Origin of the sequence: Streptomyces sp. NPDC088706, from assembly GCF_044752765.1 — a bacterium.
In the GTDB taxonomy this organism is placed as follows: Bacteria; Actinomycetota; Actinomycetes; order Streptomycetales; family Streptomycetaceae; genus Streptomyces.
The window spans coordinates 99,846-122,576 of record NZ_JBIVLW010000006.1; the positions used below are offsets into that span (position 1 = coordinate 99,846).

The 22,731-nt window shown below is 72.8% G+C and carries 14 protein-coding genes and 3 pseudogenes; 5 read left to right on the forward strand and 12 right to left on the reverse strand.

Features of this window, described 5'->3' with window-relative positions; genetic code table 11:
• Positions 1-7: 7 nt before the first annotated feature.
• A pseudogene (locus ACIQAK_RS17195) lies at positions 8-283 on the reverse strand (acyl-CoA synthetase); the annotation flags it as partial.
• A 307-nt stretch (positions 284-590) separates the two neighbouring features.
• Here ACIQAK_RS17195 and ACIQAK_RS17200 point away from each other — a divergent pair.
• Complete coding sequence (locus ACIQAK_RS17200; RefSeq protein ID WP_366389536.1) at positions 591-3,008, forward strand: penicillin acylase family protein; 2,418 nt, start codon at positions 591-593, stop codon at positions 3,006-3,008.
• Positions 3,009-3,088: 80 nt separating this feature from the next.
• On the opposite strand, the pseudogene ACIQAK_RS17205 reads toward ACIQAK_RS17200, so the two are convergent.
• Together ACIQAK_RS17205 and ACIQAK_RS17210 are read right to left on the reverse strand one after the other, a co-directional pair.
• A pseudogene (locus ACIQAK_RS17205) lies at positions 3,089-3,385 on the reverse strand (acyl-CoA synthetase); the annotation flags it as partial.
• A pseudogene (locus ACIQAK_RS17210) lies at positions 3,381-4,241 on the reverse strand (nitronate monooxygenase); the annotation flags it as partial. The pseudogenes ACIQAK_RS17210 and ACIQAK_RS17205, both read right to left, overlap by 5 nt.
• Before the next feature lie 212 nt (positions 4,242-4,453).
• On the opposite strand from ACIQAK_RS17210, the gene ACIQAK_RS17215 reads away from it, so the two are divergent.
• Positions 4,454-6,349: a serine hydrolase gene (locus tag ACIQAK_RS17215; protein ID WP_366389535.1), complete on the forward strand. Its 1,896-nt coding sequence runs from the start codon at positions 4,454-4,456 to the stop codon at positions 6,347-6,349.
• Positions 6,350-6,447: 98 nt separating this feature from the next.
• Here the strand turns inward: ACIQAK_RS17215 and ACIQAK_RS17220 are convergent, their stop codons facing one another.
• From ACIQAK_RS17220 to ACIQAK_RS17240, 5 genes are all read right to left on the reverse strand, one after another.
• Positions 6,448-8,043: an NAD(P)/FAD-dependent oxidoreductase gene (locus ACIQAK_RS17220; RefSeq protein ID WP_366389534.1), complete on the reverse strand. Its 1,596-nt coding sequence runs from the start codon at positions 8,041-8,043 to the stop codon at positions 6,448-6,450.
• Positions 8,044-8,278: 235 nt separating this feature from the next.
• Positions 8,279-10,549 (reverse strand): serine/threonine-protein kinase, encoded by a 2,271-nt coding sequence (locus ACIQAK_RS17225; protein WP_366389533.1) that lies wholly within the window; start codon positions 10,547-10,549, stop codon positions 8,279-8,281.
• 340 nt (positions 10,550-10,889) lie between these two features.
• Positions 10,890-13,283 (reverse strand): excinuclease ABC subunit UvrA, encoded by a 2,394-nt coding sequence (locus ACIQAK_RS17230; RefSeq protein WP_366389532.1) that lies wholly within the window; start codon positions 13,281-13,283, stop codon positions 10,890-10,892.
• Between the two features lie 139 nt (positions 13,284-13,422).
• On the reverse strand, positions 13,423-13,839 hold the full coding sequence (locus tag ACIQAK_RS17235) for a VOC family protein (RefSeq protein WP_366389531.1): 417 nt from the start codon (positions 13,837-13,839) through the stop codon (positions 13,423-13,425).
• A gap of 5 nt (positions 13,840-13,844) precedes the next feature.
• Positions 13,845-14,270: a helix-turn-helix transcriptional regulator gene (locus ACIQAK_RS17240; RefSeq protein ID WP_366389530.1), complete on the reverse strand. Its 426-nt coding sequence runs from the start codon at positions 14,268-14,270 to the stop codon at positions 13,845-13,847.
• A gap of 722 nt (positions 14,271-14,992) precedes the next feature.
• Here ACIQAK_RS17240 and ACIQAK_RS17245 point away from each other — a divergent pair.
• Positions 14,993-15,886: a S1 family peptidase gene (locus tag ACIQAK_RS17245; RefSeq protein WP_366389529.1), complete on the forward strand. Its 894-nt coding sequence runs from the start codon at positions 14,993-14,995 to the stop codon at positions 15,884-15,886.
• Positions 15,887-16,020: 134 nt separating this feature from the next.
• On the opposite strand, the gene ACIQAK_RS17250 is transcribed toward ACIQAK_RS17245, so the two are convergent.
• The 3 genes from ACIQAK_RS17250 to ACIQAK_RS17260 all read right to left on the reverse strand — a co-directional run bounded on the left by ACIQAK_RS17250 (position 16,021) and on the right by ACIQAK_RS17260 (position 18,816).
• Positions 16,021-17,199: an acyl-CoA dehydrogenase family protein gene (locus ACIQAK_RS17250; protein WP_366389528.1), complete on the reverse strand. Its 1,179-nt coding sequence runs from the start codon at positions 17,197-17,199 to the stop codon at positions 16,021-16,023.
• A 100-nt stretch (positions 17,200-17,299) separates the two neighbouring features.
• Complete coding sequence (locus tag ACIQAK_RS17255; RefSeq protein ID WP_366389527.1) at positions 17,300-18,454, reverse strand: methyltransferase; 1,155 nt, start codon at positions 18,452-18,454, stop codon at positions 17,300-17,302.
• A gap of 149 nt (positions 18,455-18,603) precedes the next feature.
• A complete protein-coding gene (locus ACIQAK_RS17260) occupies positions 18,604-18,816 on the reverse strand; it encodes a hypothetical protein (RefSeq protein ID WP_366389526.1) in 213 nt (70 codons plus the stop codon).
• Positions 18,817-19,091: 275 nt separating this feature from the next.
• Here ACIQAK_RS17260 and ACIQAK_RS17265 point away from each other — a divergent pair, with 275 nt between their 5' ends.
• Positions 19,092-19,910, forward strand: coding sequence for an endonuclease (locus ACIQAK_RS17265; protein WP_366389525.1), 819 nt, complete (start codon positions 19,092-19,094; stop codon positions 19,908-19,910).
• On the opposite strand, the gene glsA is transcribed toward ACIQAK_RS17265, so the two are convergent.
• Positions 19,873-21,276: a glutaminase A gene (glsA, locus tag ACIQAK_RS17270; RefSeq protein WP_366389524.1), complete on the reverse strand. Its 1,404-nt coding sequence runs from the start codon at positions 21,274-21,276 to the stop codon at positions 19,873-19,875. The two genes, ACIQAK_RS17265 and glsA, sit on opposite strands and share 38 nt — an antisense overlap.
• A 152-nt stretch (positions 21,277-21,428) precedes the next feature.
• On the opposite strand from glsA, the gene ACIQAK_RS17275 reads away from it, so the two are divergent.
• Positions 21,429-22,544: a chemotaxis protein gene (locus ACIQAK_RS17275; RefSeq protein WP_366389523.1), complete on the forward strand. Its 1,116-nt coding sequence runs from the start codon at positions 21,429-21,431 to the stop codon at positions 22,542-22,544.
• The last annotated feature ends 187 nt before the right edge of the window (positions 22,545-22,731 follow it).

Consider the following 22,731-nt stretch of genomic DNA (forward strand, 5'->3'; position numbering starts at 1 on the left):
CACTTCCTCAGCCCAGCCGGTCCCGCGGCTGTCGCTTGAGGATCTTCCCGCTGGCGTCGCGCGGGAGTTCGTCCACGAAGACGACCCGCTCGGGCGCCTTGAAGTGGGCGGGCTTCTCGCGGGCGGGGTCGATCAGTTCGGTGTCGCCCGCCTCACCGCGCAGGACGACGACGGCGGTGACGGCTTCGATCCAGCGCTCGTCGGGCAGGCCGATGACGGCTGTCTCGGCGACGGCGGGGTGGGTGTAGAGGGCGTCCTCCACCTGCCGGGAGGCGACCAGGACGCGGAGACCGCCGCGTCGAGCGCACGGTAGGTCCAGGCCCGGTCGCCGTGGTGTACGGCGGTCCGTTCCGGGGTGCGGCGGGCACCGCGGGTGAGGACGCCGCCGACTGTGCCGCTGCGTACACCGGTCATGGCGTGATCCTGTGCGGCCGGGACCGGTGGGTCGAGGGGCGGTCGAGGGGAGTCCGGCGGCCGGATACCGACCAGACGGTTGACAGAGGGTGCGCAGCCCTGGCTGAGTGGCGCGTGGCTGTCCGGCGGGGACCGGGCAACCACCGTGGCCACCCGCCTTGTTGGGAGGAACACCCTTGACCTTCCGTAACCGCCTCAGACTGTTCGCGGTCTCCGGTCTCGCCCTGTTCACCGTGTCGGCGTCGCTGCCGCCGGCCGCCGCCTCCGGCGCCCCGGAGGCCCGGCATCCGTCGGGCGGCGGGCTCTCCGCCACCGTCCGGTACACGGAGTACGGCATTCCGCACATCGTGGCGAAGGACTACGCGAACCTGGGCTTCGGCACCGGCTGGGCGCAGGCCGCCGACCAGGTGTGCACGCTGGCGGACGGGTTCGTCACGGTGCGCGGGGAGAGGTCGGCGTTCTTCGGGCCGGACGCGGCTCCGGACGGTTCGCTCTCCTCCGCCGCGAAGAACCTCTCCAGCGATCTGTACTTCCGGGGTGTCCGGGACAGCGGGACCGTGGAGAGGCTGCTGAAGGTCCCGGCTCCGGCGGGTCCGAGCCGGGACGTCGAGGAGTCGATGCGCGGGTTCGCCGCCGGGTACAACGCGTGGATCGCACAGAACCGCGACCGCATCACCGACCCCGCCTGCCGGGGCGCCTCCTGGGTGCGGCCAATCACCCCGCTGGACGTGGCGGTACGGGGCTTCGCCCTGGCCGTGCTCGGCGGGCAGGGGCGCGGCATCGACGGCATCACGGCCGCGCAGCCGCCCACCGCCGCACCGCCCGCCGCCGGGGTCACCCCGAAGGAGGCGGCGGCGGCTCAGCGGCTCCTGTCCACGCAGGACGCGGACATGGGCTCCAACGCGGTCGCCTTCCGGGGCTCCACCACGGCGGACGGGCGCGGGCTGCTCCTCGGCAACCCGCACTACCCGTGGGACGGTGGCCGTCGCTTCTGGCAGTCGCAGCAGACGATCCCCGGCGAGCTGAACGTGGCGGGCGGTTCGCTGCTGGGCTCGACGACCGTCTCGATCGGGCACAACGCGGACGTGGCGTGGAGCCACACGGTGGCGACCGGTGTCACGCTGAATCTGCATCAGCTGACCCTGGATCCGGCCGATCCCACGGTGTACCTGGTGGACGGGGAGCCGGAGCGGATGACGCGGCGCACGGTCACCGTGCCGGTGAAGGGCGCGGCCCCGGTGACCCGGACCCAGTGGTGGACCCGGTACGGACCGGTCGTCACCTCGCTCGGTGCGGCGCTGCCGCTGCCCTGGACGGCGACCACGGCGTTCGCGCTGAACGACCCGAACGCGAGGAACCTGCGGAGCGCCGACACCTCTCTCGGCTTCAGCAGGGCGCGTTCCACCGCCGGGATCGAGCGGGCCCTGCACCGCGCCCAGGGTCTGCCCTGGGTGAACACGATCGCCGCCGACCGGTCGGGGAACTCCTTCTTCTCCCAGTCGCAGGTGCTGCCGAGGATCACCGACGAGCTGGCGGCCCGTTGTTCGACCCCGCTGGGGCAGGCCACCTACCCGTCCGCCGGTCTGGCGGTGCTCGACGGGGCGAAGACGGCGTGCGCGCTCGGCAGCGACCGGGACGCGGTGCAGCCCGGGATCTTCGGGCCGGGCCGGATGCCGACGCTGAAGAACGCCCCGTACGTCGAGAACTCCAACGACAGCGCCTGGCTGACCAACGCCGACCGGCCGCTGACCGGCTACGAGCGGGTCTTCGGCACGACCGCCACCCAGCGGTCGATGCGGACCCGGGGCGCGGTGGAGGATGTCGCGGCGCTGGCGGAGCGCGGGCGGCTGCGCGTCGGCGACCTGGAGCGCCAGCAGTTCGCCAACCGGGCCCCTGCCGGGGACCTGGTCGCGGCCGACGTGGCGCGGTGGTGCGCGGCGCTGCCCGGTGGCACCGCCGTGGGCGGTGCCGGTACGGTGGTCGACGTGTCGGCGGCCTGCCCGGTGCTGCGGCGGTGGGACCGGAGCGTGGACAGCGACAGCCGGGGCGCGCTGCTCTTCGACCGGTTCTGGCGCAGGGTGGTGGCTCTCCCCGCGGCGGAACGGTGGAAGGTGCCGTTCGACCCGGCCGATCCGGTGCGTACCCCGCGTGGCCTCAACACCGCCGCGCCCGGGTTGGGCCAGGCCCTGGCCGATACGGTCACGGAACTGCGGGCGGCGGGCATCGCGCTGGACGCGCCGCTGGGCAAGCACCAGTTCGTCGTACGGAAGGGGAAGCGCGTCCCGGTCGGCGGCGGTACGGAGTCGCTCGGCGTCTGGAACAAGATCGAGCCGGTGTGGAACCCGGCGGCGGGCGGCTACACCGGGGTGTCGGCCGGTTCCAGCTACATCCAGGCGGTCGGCTGGAACGGCAGCCGGTGCCCGGTGGCCCGGACGCTGCTGACGTACTCCCAGTCGTCGAACCCGAACTCGCCGTACCACAGCGATCAGACGCGGCTGTTCTCGGGTGAGCGCTGGGTGGCGTCCCGGTTCTGCGAGAAGGACATCGCCCGCTCGCCGCACCTGCGGGTGGTGCGGGTGTACGAGCGGCGGTAGATGACGGTGAGCCGGGTCCGCGAGGGGTTTCTCTCGCGGACCCGGGCCCCGGCCCGGGCCCCGGACCCGGCCCGGGCGCTCTACAGGGGCCGTTGGTGCCCCTGCCAGTACGGTTCGCGCAGCCGCCGCTTGTAGAGCTTGCCGTTGGGGTCGCGGGGCATCGCGGCGACGAAGTCGATGGAGCGGGGCCGTTTGTAGCCGGCGAGCCGCTCCTCGCAGTGGGCGAGGATCTCGGCGGCGAGCGCGTCCCCCGCCTCGTACCCCTCGGCAGGTTCGACGACGGCTTTGACCTCCTCGCCCCGGTCGGCGTGCGGGATGCCGAAGGCGGCCGCGTCCGCGACGGCGGGGTGGGTCAGCAGGGCGGACTCGATCTCGGAGCTGGCGTGCGGGCTTCCCGGTGAGGGCGCGGGAGCGGACGGTGTCACCGGAGCCGGCGGCCAGGAGCTTGCGGGTGAGGGCCTCGGAGTGGAGGTCGGCCTCCTCGGTGGTGAGCCAGAGGGAGCCGAGCCAGACGCCCTGGGCTCCGAGTGCGAGCCCGGCGGCGGCCTGTTCGCCGCTGCCGATGCCGCCGGCGGCCAGTACGGGCAGCGGGGCGACGGCTTCGACGACCTCGGGGACGAGCACCATGGAGCCGATCTCGCCGGTGTGCCCGCCCGCTTCGTACCCCTGGGCGACGACGACGTCGATGCCCGCCGCCGCGTGCCGGCGGGCGTGTTCGGCGCTGCCCGCGAGGGCGGCGACCAGGACGCCGTGGGCGTAGGCGCGTTCGATGACGTCGGCGGGCGGGGAGCCGAGGGCGTTGGCGAGGAGCTTGACCCGACGGTCGAAGGCCACGTCGAGCTGGCCCCGGGCGACCTCCTCCATCCAGCCGGTGATGCGCCAGCCGGACGCCTCACCCTCGGCGAGTTCGGGCACGCCGTGGCGGGTGAGGAGCTCCTGGACGAACCCCCGGTGTCCGTCGGGGATCATCGCCTCGACGTCGGCCTCGGTGACTCCTTCGACCTTCTTGGCCGGCATGACGACGTCGAGGCCGTACGGTCTGCCGCCGGCGAGCTCGTCCAGCAGGTCGAGGTCGCGCGCCAGCTCCAGCGGATCGGTGTAGCGGACCGCCCCGAGCACCCCGAACCCGCCGGCTCTGCTGATGGCCGCCGCGACGGCGGGGAACGGCGTGAAGCCGAAGATGGCGTGCTCGATGCCCAGTTCTCTGCTCAGCTCCGTCTCCGTGGGCGGCAGGATGCCGCAGCCCGGCGACCGAGGGAAGGGAATTTCTGATGCGGTGTCAGATTCTTTGCGGGCCCGGAGGCGTACGGGACGGCGGGGGCGACAGTAATCTCTGCGGCGGCAGGAACTTTCACTGCTCGGCGAGATTTCGGAAGTTACTTTCGCCGGGGCGGTCGCGTGGGGATCGCCCCACGGCCGGCTCGGGGCACGGGAAGGGGTTGCGGATGACCGGGTACGCGGCGGGGAACGGGCATACGGCGGGCGACGGGGAGCGGGAGGGAAACGGCGGCGGCATCGGCCGCCGGAGGCTGGGCGGCGGGATACTGGCGCTGGGCGGCGCGCTCGCCCTGGCGCCGATCCCGCTGGCCGGGGCGGCCGGACGGGGCGCGCCGGGTAGGGGGCCGAGGACGGCGGAGACGGGAGCGAGCATGGGGTCAGGGGTTCACCCGCCCGCGCACCGGCCCACGCTGCGGCGCGGCAGCGCGGCGCGCGCCGGGCTGCTCCAAGGGCCGCTGGACCAGTTGGTACGGGAGGCCGAGGCCTACCTCGCGGACTCCCCCAAGCACCCCTGGTACGCCGGCGCGGTGCTGCTCGCCGGGCGGGGCGGGACGGTGGCGCTGCACCGGGCGATCGGGCAGGCGGTGCGCTACGCGGCGTACGACGAGACGACGGACACCGGGGTGGAGTTCCCGGCGGACCAGCAGATCGCGATGGCCGAGGACACCGTCTTCGACCTGGCCTCGGTCTCCAAGCTGTTCACCTCGATCCTGGCGGTGCAGCAGATCGAGCGCGGTGCGCTGCGGCTGGAGTCCACCGTGGCCGCGTACCTCCCGGACTTCGCGGGCGGCGGCAAGCAGGACATCACGGTCCGTCAGCTGCTCACCCACACCTCCGGTTTCCGGGCCTGGATCCCGCTCTACCGGGAGCCGACCCGGGAGGGGAAGCTCCGGATGCTCCGGAACGAGGTCCCGGCATCCGCCCCGGGCAGCGCCTACCTCTACTCCGACCTCAATCTGATCTCGCTGCAACTGATCCTGGAACGGATCACCGGCCACCCACTGGACGCCCAGCTCCGCGACGAGATCACCGCTCCGCTCGGGATGCACAGCACGCGCTACAACCCACCCGCCTCCTGGAAGCCGAGGATCGCGGCGACCGAGGACGCCCGGGCGCCGTGGTCGGGTCTGGAACGCGGCCTGGTCTGGGGCGAGGTGCACGACGAGAACGCCTTCAGCCTGGACGGGGTGGCCGGTCACGCCGGGGTGTTCTCCTGCGCCTGGGACCTCGCGGTCCTCGCCCGGACGCTGCTGAACGGCGGGGTCTACGGACGCTCCCGCATCCTCTCCCCGGCCTCCGTCGACCTCCTCCTCACCGACTTCAACACCGCGTTCCCCGGCGACGAGCACGGTCTCGGATTCGAGCTCTACCAGCACTGGTACATGGGCGCGATGGCCACCCCGCGCACGGCCGGCCACACCGGTTTCACCGGGACCAGCCTGGTGCTCGACCCGTCGACCGACACGTTCCTCGTCGTGCTGGGCAACTCGGTCCATCCCGTACGGAGCTGGCGCTCGGGCAGCGCGCCCCGGGTGGCGACGGCCAACCAGCTGGCCCGGGCCGTCCCGGTCCGGCCGGAACAGAGTCGTACCGCCTGGTTCTCCGGCATGGCGAGCGCGTCCAGCGCCACCCTGACCCTGCCCGCGCTCCGGCTGGACTCCCCTCGCGCCCGGCTGGAGTGCGCGCTGTGGTGGGACACCGAACCAGGCGCCGACGGGCTGGTGCTGGAGGTGTCGGCGGGCGGGGAGTGGCAGCCGGTGCCCTTCACCACCGTGAGGCCGGGCCCCGGCCACCACCGCCCGGACCCGAGGCCGCACCCGGAGGGCCGGGTGTCCGGCTGGTCGGGGCGGGTGTGGCACCGGGTGGAGGCGGACCTGTCGCCCTGGCGCGGCAGGAGCGTCCAGCTGCGGTGGCACTACACCACGGACCGGCTGTACGTGGGGCGCGGCGCCTACGTGGACTCCCTCCGGGTGCGGGACGGCGGCGCCACGGTCTTCGACTCCGCCAGACCCCGGGACGCGGGGCGGATCGGTGCGGCGGGCTGGGTGCTGTCGGCCGACTGAGCGAGGGGGGAGGCGGCCCGGCCGCGCGGTGGCTGCCGCCGGTCACACGGTCAGCCGGCGGGTGCCGTCGCATGCACCGGCCGCCCCGCAGGAGCTCGTCAGCCGCCCAGGGCCGCCATCGCCGCGTTGTGGCCGGGGACACCGCTGACCCCGCCGCCGCGGACCGCGCCCGCCCCGCAGAGCAGGACGTTGGCGTGAGCGGTCTCCACGCCCCACCGCCCGGTGGCATCGGTCGCGTACGGGAAGGAGAGGTCGCGGTGGAAGATGTGGCCGCCGGGCAGGCGCAGATCGCGTTCGAGGTCGAGCGGGGTCTTGGCCTCGATACAGGGTTCGCCCCTCTCGTCGAGGGCCAGGCAGTCGGTGATCGGCTCCTCCAGGTGGGCGTCCAGTTCGGCGAGGGTGGCCGTCAGCAGGGCGGCGCGGGCGGTGTCGTTGTCGGCGGTGAACAGCCGGGCCGGGGTGTGCAGGCCGAAGAGGGTGAGGGTCTGGTAGCCGCGGGCGGCGAGATCGGGGCCGAGGATCGAGGGGTCGGTCAGCGAGTGGCAGTAGATCTCGGACGGCGGGGCGGCCGGCAGCCGTCCGGCCGCCGCGTCCCGGTAGGCGTCGGCCAACTGCCCGTACCCCTCGGCGATGTGGAACGTACCGGCGAACGCCCGGCGCGGGTCCACCGACCGGTCGCGGAGCTTCGGGAGCCGGGTGAGCAGCATGTTCACCTTGAGCTGGGCGCCCTCGGCGGGCGCCGGCGGGGTGTCCCCGAGGAGAGTGGCGAGTGCCTGCGGGGAGGCGTTGACGAGCACCCGATTCGCGCCGACGACGTGTTCGCCGTCCGGTGTGCGGACGGTGACCTCGGCGTGGCTGCCGTCGGTCTCGATCCGGGTCGCCTCGTGCCGTACGCGGATCTCGGCCCCCGCCACGCGTGCGGCCCCGGCAAGGGCGTCGGTGAGGGCGCCCATGCCGCCGACGGGGACGTCCCAGTCGCCGGTTCCGCCGCCGATCACGTGGTAGAGGAAGCAGCGGTTCTGGAGCAGTGAGGTGTCGTGGGCGTCGGCGAAGGTGCCGATCAGGGCGTCGGTCAGCACCACACCGCGTACCAGGTCGTCGGCGAAGTTCCGCTCGACGGCCACCCCGATGGGCTCCTCGAACAGGGTCCGCCAGGCGTCCGCGTCATCGATCCGGGCCCGCAGCGCGTCCCGGGCGGGCAGCGGTTCGGTGAGGGTGGGGAAGACCCGCTCGGCGACGCGCTGCGTCATGGCGTAGAAGCGCTGCCACGCCTCGTACTCCCGCTCTCCCCCGGTCAGCGCGGCGAACGACTCCCTGGTGCGGTCGCCGCCGACGAGGAGGCCGGTGGGGCGTCCGTCGCGCAGCGCCGGGGTGTAGGAGGAGACGGTCCGCTTGCGTACGGCGAAGTCGAGGCCGAGATCGCGGACGATCTTCCGCGGCAGCAGCGAGACCAGGTAGGAGTAGCGCGAGAGGCGGGCGTCGACCCCGGCGAAGGGGCGGGTCGAGACGGCCGCTCCCCCGGTGGTGTCCAGGCGTTCCAGCACGAGGACGGACTGTCCGGCGCGGGCGAGGTAGGCGGCGGCGACCAGACCGTTGTGGCCACCGCCCACGATCACGGCGTCGTAGCGGTCCCGGGCGGGGGGCCCGGGCCGGTGGGCGGGCGCGGGGGATGCGGAAGGCTCAGGTGCGGGCATGCACCTTCGTAACATGGGGGACGGCGTCCCGGCCAGGGGTGCCGCCCCGGTTCCAGCAGGTCCGGCGCCCTCCGCCCCCTTCGCGCAGGCCCTCCCTCCCTACGCGCAGGCCCTCTCTTCGCGCAGGCCCCCCCTCTTCGCTCAGGCCACCCTTCGCGCAGGCCCCCCTCTTCGCGCAGGCCCCCCGCTTCGCGCGGGTCCGGCGCCACCGTTCACGCACGCCCGGCGCCTCCGGTCAGTGCGGCGGCAGTGCGCTCCGGGCGCGGAGTGCGGCGAGGGTGCGGTACAGCTCGGCGGCCTCGTCCTTCCGACCGAGCCGGTCCAGGCAGTGCGCCTCGTCGTTGCGGGCGGTCAGGGTTTCCGGGTGGTCGGGGCCCAGGACCCGGCCGCGTGCCTCGGCGACCTGCCGGTACGCGGTGAGGGCGTCGGCCCACCGGCCGAGCCAGCCGAGGGCGACCGCGACCTCGCGGCAGCTGATCACGGTGTCCGGGTGGTCGGGGCCCAGGGTGCGTCGCCGGATCGCGCACACGTCACGCGCTTCGGTGAGCGCCTCCTCCCACCGGCCCATCCGCCCCAGGTTGACGCCCAGGCCGTGGCGGGCGCGCAGCGTCTCGGCGTCGGACGGGCCGCCCACCCGGGTACGGTCTGCGGCCAGGGCCCGGTACAGCTCCAGGGCCTCCGCGCTGCGGCCGAGCCGGCCGAGGCTGATGCCCGCCTCGTAGCGGGCGGCGAGGGTGTCGGGGTGGTCGGCGCCGAGGGTGGCGGCGCGGGCCAGGGCGACGTCCTGGTAGGTCTCCAGGGCTTCCGCCCAGCGCCCCAGCCGGCCCAGCGTGTAGGCGACCTCGTACCGGGTGGCGAGGGTGTCGGGGTGGGTCGCGCCGAGCAGCCTGGCCCGGTCGTCGGCGACCTCGCGGGCCAGCTGCCACGACTCCTCGGGCCGCCCGAGCCGGCTGAGGTTGAACGCCAGGTTGTGGCGGCAGCGCAGGGTGTCCGGATGGTCGGGACCCATGGAGCGGGTCCGGGCGGCGAGGACCGCCGCGTACACCTGGTGGGCCTCGAAGTGGCGGCCGAGCTGCCCGAGCACGTAGGCGGTCTCCTGCCGGGCGGCGAGGGTCAGCGGGTGACCGGGGCCCAGGGTGCGTTCGCGGCCCGCCGCGACCTGGCCGAACTCGCGCAGCGCGTCGGCGGCCCGGCCGGTGCGGCTGAGGGTGAAGCCGATCTCGTACCGGCTGGCGAGGGTGTCGGGGTGGTCGGGACCGAGGGCGCTCTCGCGCTGCGCGGCGACCGAGCGGTGCACGTCGCCCGCCTCCTCCCAGCGGCCCAGCCGTCCCAGGTCGATGCCCGCGCTGTGGCGCCCGGCGAGTGCGGCGAGCAGGCCGGGCGTGGGAGCGGGGCGGGCGGGCGGTACGCCGTCGGTGCCGGGCGGCGCGGCGGGGGCGGTGCCCGTCGCGGTGGTCCACCGGCCGGTCAGTCCGGCGGCCGGGCCGGGGAGGGCGAGCCCCGGGCCGACGGGGCCGGTCGCCTTGTGCCCGGTGGTCATACTCCGCGCCCAGGAGGGAAGTTCGGCTTCCGGGCCGGGGAGGGCGGATGGCGGGGCGTGGTACGGGCCGGTCAGGGGGACCGAGGAGTACGCGGGCCCGGGTACAGCCGGCTCGCCGGTGCGTCCGAGCACGATGCGGCGGCGCAGGTCGCCGGCGTCGGCGGGCCGCGCGTCGGGGGCCTTGGCCAGCAGGTCCAGGACGACCCGGTCGAGGAAGCCGGGGAGTTCGGCGCGGTGGGTGCGCGGCGGCTCGGGCTGGGTGTCGCGGTGCCCCACGAGTACGGCCCAGGAGTCGTCCAGGTCGAACGGCGGTACGCCGGTGGCGATCTCGTACAGCACACAGCCCAGCGAGTAGAGGTCGCTGCGGTGGTCGACCTCCCGCCCGCCGATCTGCTCCGGCGACATGTAGTGCGGGGTGCCCATGGCGACACCGGTGGTGGTGAGGCGGGAGGTGACGCCGATGTCGTGGCCCAGGCGCGCTATGCCGAAGTCGCAGATCTTCACCGTGCCGTCGGTGAGCCGCATGATGTTGGCGGGCTTCAGGTCGCGGTGGACGATGCCCTGGCGGTGGGTGTAGCCGAGCGCGTCGGCGACCTGATCGGCGATGTCGACGACCTGCTCGACGGGGAGCGGACGCTGCTGGTTCTCCTCCAGGAGCTGGCTGAGGTTGTGCCCGTCCAGCAGCTCCATGACGAGGTAGAGGACGCCTTCGTGCTCGCCGAAGTCGTGGACGACGGTGATGCCCCGGTGCTGGAGGGAGGCGGCGACCCGGGCCTCGCGGCGGAAGCGTTCGCGCAGGACGCGGGTGAACGCCTGGTCGTGCGGGGGGCCCATGGGCTTGAGGCACTTGACGGCGACCAGACGGCCCAGCGACTCGTCGCGGGCGCGCCACACCTCGCCCATGCCGCCGCGCCCGATCAGTTCGAGCAGCCGGTACCGGCTCTGGATCAGCCTGGTGTCCGCCATCTGCCGCTTCCCGCCCCCGTCGTCCCCCGCGTCCCCCGCTGCTGCCGGTTCGCCCTCCCCGGCCCGTCCAGTATGGCGGCCTCCCGGCGGAGTCGGTACGTGGCGGGGCGCACGGGCGGGCTGTTCGGCGGTGGTCCGGGGTCGGGCGTTGACACCCGGGGCCGGGCGCGGCACCCGGGGCCGGGCGTTGGCCGCTGGGACCGGGCGCGGCACCCGGGGCCGGGCGTGAACCTCAGGACCGGCCGTCCGCCCCGAGGACCGGGGGTGGCACTCAGGACCGCCGTGGACCCCCGGGGCCGGGGGAAGGCCTCTCCCCCGGCCCCGTACACCGCTGCCCCCGTCAACCTCCGACGTATGCCGCGAGGTGCTCCCCCGTAAGGGTGGAGCGGTCGGCAACCAGGTCGGCCGGGGTTCCCTCGAAGACGATCCGGCCGCCGTCGTGTCCGGCGCCGGGGCCGAGGTCGATGATCCAGTCGGCGTGCGCCATGACCGCCTGGTGGTGCTCGATGACGATCACCGACTTTCCGGCTTCGACGAGCCGGTCGAGCAGCCCGAGCAGCTGCTCCACGTCGGCCAGGTGCAGGCCGGTGGTCGGCTCGTCGAGAACGTACACGCCGCCCTTCTCACCCATGTGGGTGGCCAGCTTGAGCCGTTGACGCTCGCCGCCGGAGAGCGTGGTGAGCGGCTGGCCGAGGCTGAGGTAGCCGAGTCCGACGTCGGAGAGGCGGGTGAGGATCTTGTGCGCGGCGGGGGTGCGCGCCTCGCCCTCGGCGAAGAACTCCTCGGCCTCGTCCACCGACATGGCGAGCACCTCGCTGATGTCGCGGCCACCGAGGTGGTGGTCGAGCACGGAGGCCTCGAACCGTTTGCCTTCGCACTCCTCGCAGACGGTGGCGATGCCCGCCATCATCGCCAGGTCGGTGTAGATGACCCCGGCGCCCTTGCAGGTGGGGCAGGCGCCTTCGGAGTTGGCGCTGAACAGGGCGGGTTTCACGCCGTTGGCCTTGGCGAACGCCTTGCGGATGGGTTCGAGAAGCCCGGTGTACGTAGCCGGGTTGCTCCGGCGCGAGCCGCGGATCGCGGTCTGGTCGATCGAGACCACGTCCTCGCCGGCCGGGATCGACCCGTGGATGAGCGAGCTCTTGCCGGAACCGGCGACGCCCGTGACCACGCAGAGCACGCCGAGCGGGATGTCGACGTCGACGTCGCGCAGGTTGTGGGCGCAGGCGCCGCGGATCTCCAGCGTGCCGGAGGGTGCGCGGACCTTCTCCTTGAGGACGGCCCGGTCGTCCAGATGGCGGCCGGTGAGCGTCCCGCCGGCCCGCAGTCCTTCGACCGTGCCCTCGAAGCAGACGGTGCCGCCGGCGCTGCCGGCGCCGGGGCCGAGGTCGACGACGTGGTCGGCGATGACGATCGCCTCCGGCTTGTGCTCCACGACCAGGACGGTGTTGCCCTTGTCCCGCAGCCGCAGCAGCAGGTCGTTCATCCGCTGGATGTCGTGCGGGTGCAGGCCGATGGTGGGCTCGTCGAAGACATAGGTGACATCGGTGAGCGACGAGCCGAGGTGGCGGATCATCTTGACGCGCTGCGCCTCACCACCCGACAGGGTGCCCGAGGGCCGGTCGAGCGAGAGGTAGCCGAGGCCGATCTCCACGAACGATTCGAGGGTGCCGAGGAGCGCGCTGAGCAGCGGCGCCACCGAGGGCTCGTCCAGCTCGCGCACCCAGTCGGCCAGGTCGCTGATCTGCATCGCGCAGGCGTCGGCGATGGAGATCTTCTTGATCTTCGAGGAGCGGGCGCCCTCGCTGAGCCGGGTGCCCTCGCACTCGGGACAGGTGGTGAAGGTGACCGCGCGTTCCACGAAGGCGCGGATGTGCGGCTGCATCGCCTCCTTGTCCTTGGAGAGGAACGACTTCTGGATCTTGGGGATCAGCCCTTCGAAGGTGAGGTTGGCGCCTTCGACCTTGACCTTGGTCGGCTCCCGGTAGAGGAAGTCCTGCATCTCCTTCTTGGTGAACTTGCGGATCGGCTTGTCCGGGTCGAGGAAGCCCGACTCGGCGTAGGTCCGCACGGTCCACCAGCTGTCCGACTTCCAGCCGGGGATGGTGAACGCGCCCTCGGCGATCGACTTGCTGTCGTCGTACAGCTGGGTGAGGTCGATGTCGGAGACCGTGCCCCGGCCTTCGCAACGGGTGCACATGCCGCCGGTGCGCGTGTAGGTCTGCTTCTCGGTCCTGGTCCCGGCGCCGCGATCGACCGTGAGCGCGCCGCTCGCCTTGATCGAGGCGACGTTGAAGGAGAACGCGTTGGGCGAGCCGATGTGGGGCTTGCCGAGCCGGCTGAAGAGGATGCGCAGCATCGCGTTGGCGTCGGTGGCGGTGCCGACCGTGGAGCGGGGGTCGGCGCCCAGCCGCTGCTGGTCGACGATGATCGCCGTCGTCAGCCCTTCGAGTACGTCGACCTCGGGACGCGCCTGCGTCGGCATGAAGCCCTGGACGAAGGCGCTGTAGGTCTCGTTGATCAGCCGCTGCGACTCCGCGGCGATCGTGTTGAACACCAGAGAGCTCTTGCCGGAGCCGGAGACTCCGGTGAACACCGTCAGCCGGCGCTTCGGGATCTCGATGTCGACGTCCTTGAGGTTGTTCTCGCGCGCTCCGTGCACGCGGATCACTTCGTGGCTGTCGGCTACCGGCTGCGCGGGCGATCGGGTCACGGTTCTCTCGGCCTTGCTCATCGTCTCTCCATCTGTTGTCCGGGGCGGCGGCTCACGCACCTCTGCGGCGGCCCCGGCCCGGTCTCGCCGGTTTCGAACAGCAGGTCTCATTCTGGCCGCCCCGGTCCCGCCCGGCAGCGGATCCGGGGCATCGGGGAGCTCAGTGCTCGCGCGGCTGGTTGAAGCGCAGCATGTTGCCGGCCGGGTCGCGGAAGGCGCAGTCGCGGACGCCGTACGGCTGGTCGATCGGCTCCTGGAGCACCTCGCCGCCCGCGGCGCGGATGCGTTCGAAGGTGGCGTCGACGTCGTCGGTGGAGAAGATCACGCCGCGCAGCAGGCCCTTGGCCAGCAGCTCGGCCATGGCCTGCCGGTCGGCGGCCGGGGCGTTCGGGTCGGCGAGCGGCGGTTCGAGGACGATCTCGACGTCCGGCTGCGCCGGGGAGCCGACCGTCACCCAGCGCATCCCCTCGAACCCGACGTCGTTGCGTACCTCCAGGCCGAGAACGTCCCGGTAGAAGGTGAGCGCCTGGTCGTGGTCGTCGACGGCGATGAAGGTCTGTGCGAGTTTGATGTCCATGTGCATCACGCTACGGGCGGGGGTGCCCCTCGCGCTTCTCCATTCCTGACCGGTCGCGTGTGGATCTTGGCGACGCAGGCCGGAACGGCGGCGCCCGCCTCATGGGGGCGCGCCCGGTACGCGCTGGGGCTCTCTCCGACCAGCTCGGTGAAGCGGGAGCTGAACGACCCCAGGGACGTACAGCCGACCGCGAAGCAGACCTCGGTCACCGACAGGTCCCCGCGCCGCAGCAGCGCCTTGGCCCGCTCGATCCGGCGGGTCATGAGGTAGCTGTACGGACTCTCGCCGTACGCGGCGCGGAAGCTGCGGGAGAAGTGGCCCGGCGACATGTGCGCGCCGCGCGCCAGTGCCGGGACGTCCAGGGGCTCCGCGTAGTCACGGTCCATCCGGTCACGGGCCCGGCGCAGCCGGACGAGGTCCTCCAGTGTCACCCTGGCATCATCCCACGGGGGCCTCGCTGTACGAGGGGGCCCGGGGCACCCGGCAGACCGCCCGCCCCTCTCCCGGCCCGGGCACCGTGCTGGCGGGATTCTCCGGGCACGAAGGACCGGCCACCGGGTCGTGCCGCCGGCTCCCACGGCACCGCGAGCACCCGCACAGCACCCGCCGCCGCGGCCCCTGCTCTGGCGACCAGCCGCGGTGGCACACACCGGGCTATGCCGCAAGGGGGCACCTTCGGACGTATCCAGACCGCAGATGTCCCCGCGTCGGGGGGCGGAGGCAAGGATTCAGCCAGCACTGCTCTGCGGGTGATTCAGCGAAGTGCCGCTTGGGTGTCCCGGTCGCGGATTTCACAGCGCCCGGCAGAACACCGCACTCACGCGCAACGCGGGTCGCCCTTGAGGGGCTTCCGGGCGGTGTATTGCAGCGCTCATCATGTAACCTGCGGTAACTTTTAGTAAAGAGATGACAAAGTGACCAGACCCCTGAGGGTTGCGCGACAAATCGGGTCCGGGTGACCCATTAGCCTCCGCGTCATTCAGGGCTCGCGGGCCGGAAGCCGACCTTGCGTCCGGAGTCGTCGCCGTCAACGATTCCAGTGCGCAAGTTGACAGGTTCACGCCCAAGAGTCGTCGGGCGGGGACCCTGTGCACCGACCGCCCCACCCCACCCGACGGGGGCTGTCCATCCCCCCATACCCGCGGAGGATCTCGTGACCTTCAAGCGCTTCTCCCCCCTCAGCAGCACCTCCAGACGAGCACGTCTCCTCGCTGTGGCGTCCGGTCTGGTGACCGCCGTCGCACTGGCGGCACCCTCGGCCGTCGCCGCCCCGGAACCCGTTGCCAAGGCGACCGCCACGCAGCTCGCCGACGCCAGCTCCGCCGTGCTCGCAGCCGATGTGGCCGGCACCGCCTGGTACACCGAGGCGAGCACCGGCAGGATCGTCGTGACCATCGACAGCACCGTGTCGAAGGCCGAACTGGCCGAGGTCAAGGGCGCGCTGGCCGACTCCGAGGCCGCAGTGACCATCAAGCGCACCAACGGCAAGTTCACCCCGCTGATCGCCGGCGGTGAGGCCATCACCACCGGCGGCAGCCGCTGTTCGCTCGGCTTCAACGTGTCGGTCAACGGCGTCGCCCACGCGCTGACCGCCGGCCACTGCACCAACATCAGCGCCAGCTGGTCCATCGGCACGCGCACCGGCACCAGCTTCCCGAACAACGATTACGGCATCATCCGCCACTCCAACCCGGCCGCGGCCGATGGCCGGGTCTACCTGTACAACGGGTCCTACCAGGACATCACCACGGCGGGCAACGCGTTCGTGGGCCAGTCCGTCCGCCGCAGCGGAAGCACCACCGGGCTGCGCGGCGGTACGGTCACCGGCCTCAACGCCACGGTCAACTACGGCTCCAGCGGCATCGTGTACGGCATGATCCAGACCAACGTCTGCGCCGAGCCCGGCGACAGCGGCGGCTCGCTCTTCTCCGGGAGCACCGCACTGGGCCTCACCTCGGGCGGCAGCGGCAACTGCCGGACCGGCGGCACGACGTTCTACCAGCCCGTCACCGAGGCCCTGAGCGCCTACGGCGCAACGGTCCTCTAGCACCTCTCACCGGATCTTCGGGGGTGACGGCCGACCGAACCCCCGAAGGTCTGTGCGGTGACGCACCCCGGCGGACCGCGCTCAGAGCGCGGTCCGCCGTCGTCATCGGGTCGCGCACCCGGGGTCGCGGCCGGTCACCGCCGCACCCGCGGCATCCCCAGCCCGATCCAGGAGATGATCTCGCGCTGGATCTCGTTGTTGCCGCCGCCGAAGGTGAAGATGACGGCCGACCGGTAGCCGCGTTCCAGTTCGCCGTGGAGGACCGCGCCGGCGGAGCCCTCCTTGAGGGGGCCCGCCGAGCCGAGGACCTCCATCAGCCAGGCGTAGGCGTCGCGGCGGGCTTCGGAGCCGTAGACCTTGACGGCGGAGGCGTCCTGCGGGGTGAGGGTGGCGTCCTGGAGGGCGGAGACCATCTGCCAGTTGAGCAGTTTCATGGCGTCCAGGCGGGTGTGGGTGCGGGCGAGCAGGGCGCGTACCCAGGCGAGGTCGATGACGCGGCGGCCGTCGGTGAGCTCGGTGCCGGCGGCCCAGCGCTGGACGTCGTGCAGGGCGCGTACCGCCATGGTGCCGTGGGCGGCGAGGGTGACGCGTTCGTGGTTGAGCTGGTTGGTGATGAGCCGCCAGCCCTGGTTCTCCTCCCCGACGCGGTGGGAGAGGGGGACGCGGACGTCCTCGTAGTAGCTGGCCGTGGTGTCGTGCGAGGCGAGCGTGTTGATCAGGGTGCAGGAGTAGCCGGGGTCGCTCGTCGGGACCAGGAGCATGGTGATGCCCTTGTGCGGCGGGGCGTCGGGGTCGGTGCGTACGGCGAGCCAGACCCAGTCGGCGGTGTCTCCGTTGGTGGTCCAGATCTTCTGGCCGTTGACGATGTACGTGTCCCCCTCGCGTACCGCGCGGGTCCTGAGGGCGGCGAGGTCGGTGCCGGCGTCCGGTTCGCTGTAGCCGATGGCGAAGTCGATCTCGCCGGCGAGGATCTTCGGCAGGAAGTACGCCTTCTGCTCACCGGTGCCGAACCGCATGATGGTGGGCCCGACCGTGTTCAGCGCCATCAGCGGCAGCGGCACGCCCGCCTGGGCCGCCTCGTCGAAGAAGATGAACTGTTCCATCGGGGTCAGCCCCCGGCCGCCGTACTCCTTGGGCCAGCCCACCCCCAGCCAGCCGTCGGCGCCGAGCCGGCGGATCGTCTCGCGGTAGAAGCGCTTCTGGGCGGCGGGTGCGCCGCGGCGGGCGTAGGCGTTGTCGGGGACCAGGCCGGCGAAGTACGTGCGCAGTTCGGTGCGCAACCGCTGTTGCTCAGGCGTGTATGCGGGGTGCACGGCCCCTCCAGGGTCTCGCTCGGCGTCGTCCGTGTGCGGCGGCGCACACAGTAGAACGTGTTGCAAGAATCTGGAAGGGCCGGGCGGCGCCGCTTCGGCGTCAGCGCTTGACCGCGCGCAGGACCACGAACTTCGGGTCGCCCGCGACGGTGGTGCAGTTGCCGAAGATCCGGCGCAGATGGGTGTGGTAGGACAGGTGCCGGTTCCCGACCACCCAGAGCTCGCCGCCCTGCCGCAGCGCGGTGCGCGCGCTGACGAACATCGTGCGGGCGGTGGCGTCGGTGGTCGCCATGTGGGAGTGGAACGGCGGGTTGTTGAGCACCAGGTCCAGGCTGCCCGGGGCGAGGGCGGAGAGACCGTCGCCGACCAGGAAGTCCGCCTTGGCCCCCTCCGGTGCGCCCAGGCGGAACGTCTCTTCGGCGGAGGCGACCGCCCCGTACGACTCGTCGACGAAGGTGACGTGCGCCTCGGGGTCGGCGAGCGCCGCGGAGAGACCGAGGACGCCGTTCCCGCAGCCCAGGTCGGCGACCTCGACGGCGCCACCGCGGGTGGGCAGGTGCTTCAGGAAGAAGCGGGTGCCGACGTCCAGGCGCTCGGCGCAGAAGATCCCGGCGTGGTTGACGGCTGTGCGGCCGGAGACGGGGCCGACGTCGGCGGGCAGTTCGTAGCGGTAGGGCCACGGGCTCGGCGTACGCGGCAGCTCGAGGTCCGGGGTGCTGAAGATGAGCCGCGCCTTGCGCACCGCGAGGGAGGTGCGGGTCGGCCCGACGATCCGCTCGAAGAGCTTGAGCGTGGAGGTGTGGATCTCCTTGACCATCCCGGTGCCGATGACCACCGTGCCCGCGTGGAGGGCGGGGGCGATCCGGTGCAGCTGGTCCTCCAGGAACGCCAGGGACTTCGGCACCCGGACCAGCAGCACGTCGATCCGGTCCGGCGGGGTGTCGCGCGAGGACAGCAGCGTCACGGCGTCCGGGTCCAGGCCGTTGCGGTCCAGGTTGGCCTGGGTGGCGCGCCGGGCCAGGTAGGAGTCGCTGATCTGGACGGGCCGGCGGGCGGCCAGCGCGGTGGCCAGGGCACCCCACCGGTCCCCCACGACGGCGACCGTGCCCGTGAGGTCGACGGGACCCGTCCCGGGGTCCGTCAGCTGCCGGAGCAGGTATTCGTCGGCGGCGTCCCATGCCCGGAAGGGATCGCTCGGGTGCTCGGGGAAGCGGGCGAGCTCGAAAGTGCCCTGTGAGGTCGTCAGACGGTTCATATGCCACTCAGGCTATCCGAGGGAACCGGGGGCGCCCCACACGCTCCCCGACCCCCGGCCGTCCCGCCGCGGCGGGACGGGCTCCGGGCACCGCGCCCGGGGCTCGCCGCCGGCGCTCACGGTCCGCGCGGCGAGAGCCGCGCACCGTGTCAGGGCAGCTGCTTGTCGAGGGCCGAGCGTCCCTCGTCGGCCAGCTTGCGCCGGGCCCACTCCAGGGTGTCGGGCGTCAGGTCCCGCCCGGAGGCGAGCACCAGGTCCTCCGCGCTCGGCCTGTCGCTCGCACCCGTGTGCAGAAGCCGGTCGGGGGTGACGCCCAGCTCCTCGGGCACGGCCGCGGATACGGATTCGGGGTCTTCGCTCATGCCGCCTCCTCCTCGTCCTTGCGGCAATTCTCGCGCCGCACCGGCCGGGCCGCATCCGAGGGGTCCGGGACCCGGCGGGCCACCCGGGAGGGTGAACCGGCAGCCGTACGAGGACTGCTCGACCTTGACCTGCACATGATAGGTACACAGCGTTCACACGAGGGCCACGGTGCGTGTGGAAGGCTCCCGCGTACCACACATCGCCCGGCTGCCCCGACGACCGCCCCCACCCAGGACGGGCGTCGAGGCGGCCGCGTTCCGAGAGGACACCCCACATGTCCCGTCGCCACCTGTTCTACGCGCGTCCGCTGCTGGCCACCGCGGCCGCCGCCACCGTCCTCGCGGGCACCGCGGCAACCGCACCCGCCGACACTCCGCCGGACCGTCCCGCCACCCTCGCCGCCGCGCTCGACGACACGTACTACCAGGACGCCCTGGGCAAGACCGGCACCGAGCTCAAGGCCGCACTGCACACGATCATCAGCGACCAGACCAAGCTCTCCTACGGCCAGGTGTGGGACGCGCTCAAGGCCACCGACGAGGACCCCGCCAACTCCTCCAACGTGGTCCTCCTCTACACCGGGCGCTCCCAGTCCAAGAACGACAACGGCGGAAACGCCGACCAGTGGAACCGCGAGCACGTCTGGGCCAAGTCGCACGGCGACTTCGGTACGGCCACGGGCCCGGGCACCGACATCCACCATCTGCGCCCCGAGGACGTCTCGGTCAACTCCACCCGGGGCAACAAGGACTTCGACAACGGCGGCGGCCAACTGGGTGAGGCACCCGGCAACCGCACCGACGGCGACTCCTTCGAACCGCGCGACGCGGTCAAGGGTGACGTCGCCCGCATGATCCTCTACATGGCGGTGCGGTACGAGGGCACCGACTCCTTCGCCGACCTCGAACCCAACGACCGGGTGAACAACGGCTCCGCCCCGAAGATGGGGAAGCTGTCCGTGCTGAAGCAGTGGAGCCAGGAGGACCCGCCGGACGCCTTCGAGAAGCGCCGTAACGACGTCATATTCGAGCAGTTCCAGCACAACCGGAACCCGTTCATCGACCACCCCGAGTGGGTCGGGGCCATCTGGTAGTCCCGGTCCCGTCCCAGCCCTCCCCGGCCAGGGCCTGCGCGCAGCCTGCCACCGCCGCCTCGCGGGTGGCGTAGCGCGGCAGGTCCTGGCCGGTGCCGTCCCGGACGACGTCCGGCGGGCCGAGCACAGCGCGTGGGTCGACGACCGCGGCGCGCCGGCCGTCGGTGGAGAGCCGGGCGAGACCGCTGTGCAGCATCGACAGGGCGACGGAGTCCACGGAGGTGACGTCGTGCAGGTCCAGGACGACGGAGCCGCTCTGCTCGGGCCCCGACTCGTCCAGCGCGTACAGCACGCGCTCGGCCGCCGTGAAGTCGATGGCCCCCTGCGCCACGACCACGCCGACCTTCTCGTGCAGGGCCCTCTCGTGCTCGGCCGACGGCGCCGACGGCAGGTCGTCGGCGGTGGTGACGAGGCTGACGGTGGAGCCGGGGAGCGCGGGGTTGAGCATCAGGTGGAGTCCGTACCGCCTCGAGAGCGCGCCGAGTGCGGCGTGGCCGCGGACCGAGGTGCCGGTGGTGTCCAGCGGCGGGCTGTAGGTGGCGAGGCCGAAGCGGGCGGGGCCGACCGCGATGAGACCGCCGGAGACCCCGCTCTTGGCGGGCAGCCCGATCCGCAGCAACCACTCCCCCGAACCGTCGTACATGCCGCAGGTGGCCATCACGGCGAGCACCCGGGCGGCGACCTCCGCGGAGACGACCTGCTCGCGGGTGACCGGGTTGACCCCGCCGTACGCGAGCGTCGCGGCCATCGTGGCGAGGTCGAGCGCGGTGACGCGGACCGCGCACTGCCGGAAGTAGCGGTCCACCGCCAGGACCGGGTCGACGGGCATGGTGCCGGTGGAGCGGATCAGGTACGCGAGCGCCCGGTTGCGGTCACCGGTCATCGACTCGGAGGCGAACACCTCCTCGTCCACGTCCAGTTCACGGCCGGCGAAGCGGCCCAGGCAGTGCCGGACGCGTTCGAAGGCGGGTTCGTCGGGGGCGTCGGGGACCAGGGCGGTGGTGACGATGGCGCCGGCGTTGACCATCGCGTTGGCGGGGCGGCCGGTGCCGGGTTCGAGGCTGATGGCGTTGAACGCGTCGCCGCTCGGCTCGGCGCCCACCCACCGGCTCACCTCGTCGAGGCCGAGGACGGAGAGCGCGAGGGCGTAGACGAACGGTTTGGAGACCGACTGGAGGGTGAAGGGGGTATCGGCCTCGCCCGCGCTGTAGCGGTGCCCGTCCATGCTCACCAGGGCCAGCCCGAAGGCGTCCGGGTCGGCGAGGGCCAGCTGGGGGATGTAGTCGGCCGGCCGGCCACCCGGCAGGTCCGCGAATTCGGCGCGCAGCCCCTGGAGCGAGTCGGTCACCGCGTCGGCGCCGCTCATCCGCGTCGTCCCTCAGCCGCGTCCGCCCTGCCCATCGCGCACCTCCGCAGCCCATGATCACTAACTCGCCCATCCTAGGATCAAAAGGTATGAATTGACTCGTCGAAGCATCCGCTTCATACGGGAGTGGCTCGAAGCCCTGGGAGGGAACGATGGACACGGACGCCCTGACCGCCGGCCTGTTGCGGGAGCTGCGGGCGACCCGGCCCTATCCGGCCCTGTCCCTGACCATGCCGACCCACCGCACGGCCCCGGACAACGCCCAGGACCCGGTGCGGCTGCGCAACCTGGTGGCGGAGGCGGTCCACCGCCTGGACACCGATCCGCGGGTGAGCCGGGAGAGCGCCACCGCCATCAGGGCCGAGCTGGACCGGGCTGTCGACGAGGTGGACCCGCGCCGGGCCCTGGACTCGCTGGTGGTCCTGGCCACGGCCGACGAGCACCAGGTCTGGCAGCTGCCGCGCACCGCGCCCGAACGGGTGGTGCTCAGCGACACCTATCTCACCCGCAACCTCGTCGCCGCGAAGGCCCGGGCCCGTCCGTACTGGGCGCTCACCGTCGCCGCCGACCACGCCACCCTGTGGAACGGCACGGACGGGGGAATCGAGCTGCGCGAGAGGGACGGTTTCCCGCTGACCGCCCCGAAGGAGCCGCCCAACCCGCAGCGTGAGGAGCGGATCGGGGACACTCCCAGCACGTTCACCGACGAGGACACCCGGAACTTCTTCCGTACCGTCGACGAGAAGCTGCGCGCCTTGCTGGCCGCGGATCCGCGTCCGCTGTACGTGATGGGGCTGCCGCCCGCCCTCTCCCTGCTCGACGACGTCGGCGAGAGCTCGAAGGCCGCCGTCGGACGGGTCGCCAAGGGTGCGCCGGCCGATCTGCCGCCCGCCGAGGTGCTGAAGGAGCTGCGGCCCGCGCTGGAGGAAGGGGCCCGGCAGGCGGCAGCCGATGTCGAGGGGCGCCTGGACAACGCGCGCAGCGCGCACGCGTTCGCCGGCGGGCTCGACGAGGTGTGGGCCGCCGTGCGGGAGGGGCGGATCGGGCTGGTCGCGGTGGAGGAGCACTTCCAGCGCACCGTGCGGGTGACCGACGGGCACCTGGAGCCGGTGCCCGAGGGGACCACGCGGTCCGAGGACCAGGAGGTGCGCGAGGACATCGTGGACGAGCTAATCGAGGCGGCGCTGGACGGCGGGGCCGACGTGGTGTTCGTCGAGGACGACTCGCTGGCGGAGCACGGGCGGATCGCGGCGGCGCTGCGCTTCTGACGGGAGCGGGCGCTACGCGGCCGGCTTCGCAGGCAACCGTACGGAGGCGGCTTCACCCGACGCGGGTGTTTGACCAGGTAGGCGGTGGGGCGCATCCGGGCGAGCTCCGCGGCCCCGGCCAGGCCCCGGGTGCGCTCGCTCAGCCTCCGCGGCGCCGGCCAGGCCCCGGGGGCGCTCGCTCAGCGTG

What these genes read in the sequence shown, in the direction of transcription:
- ACIQAK_RS17215 (WP_366389535.1), top strand. Translation starts at nt 4,454, where the DNA reads ATGACCGGGTACGCGGCGGGGAACGGGCATACGGCGGGCGACGGGGAG.
- ACIQAK_RS17220 (WP_366389534.1), bottom strand. Translation starts at nt 8,043, where the DNA reads ATGCCCGCACCTGAGCCTTCCGCATCCCCCGCGCCCGCCCACCGGCCC.
- ACIQAK_RS17225 (WP_366389533.1), bottom strand. Translation starts at nt 10,549, where the DNA reads ATGGCGGACACCAGGCTGATCCAGAGCCGGTACCGGCTGCTCGAACTG.
- ACIQAK_RS17230 (WP_366389532.1), bottom strand. Translation starts at nt 13,283, where the DNA reads ATGAGCAAGGCCGAGAGAACCGTGACCCGATCGCCCGCGCAGCCGGTA.
- ACIQAK_RS17235 (WP_366389531.1), bottom strand. Translation starts at nt 13,839, where the DNA reads ATGGACATCAAACTCGCACAGACCTTCATCGCCGTCGACGACCACGAC.
- ACIQAK_RS17255 (WP_366389527.1), bottom strand. Translation starts at nt 18,454, where the DNA reads ATGAACCGTCTGACGACCTCACAGGGCACTTTCGAGCTCGCCCGCTTC.
- ACIQAK_RS17260 (WP_366389526.1), bottom strand. Translation starts at nt 18,816, where the DNA reads ATGAGCGAAGACCCCGAATCCGTATCCGCGGCCGTGCCCGAGGAGCTG.
- ACIQAK_RS17265 (WP_366389525.1), top strand. Translation starts at nt 19,092, where the DNA reads ATGTCCCGTCGCCACCTGTTCTACGCGCGTCCGCTGCTGGCCACCGCG.
- glsA (WP_366389524.1), bottom strand. Translation starts at nt 21,276, where the DNA reads ATGAGCGGCGCCGACGCGGTGACCGACTCGCTCCAGGGGCTGCGCGCC.
- ACIQAK_RS17275 (WP_366389523.1), top strand. Translation starts at nt 21,429, where the DNA reads ATGGACACGGACGCCCTGACCGCCGGCCTGTTGCGGGAGCTGCGGGCG.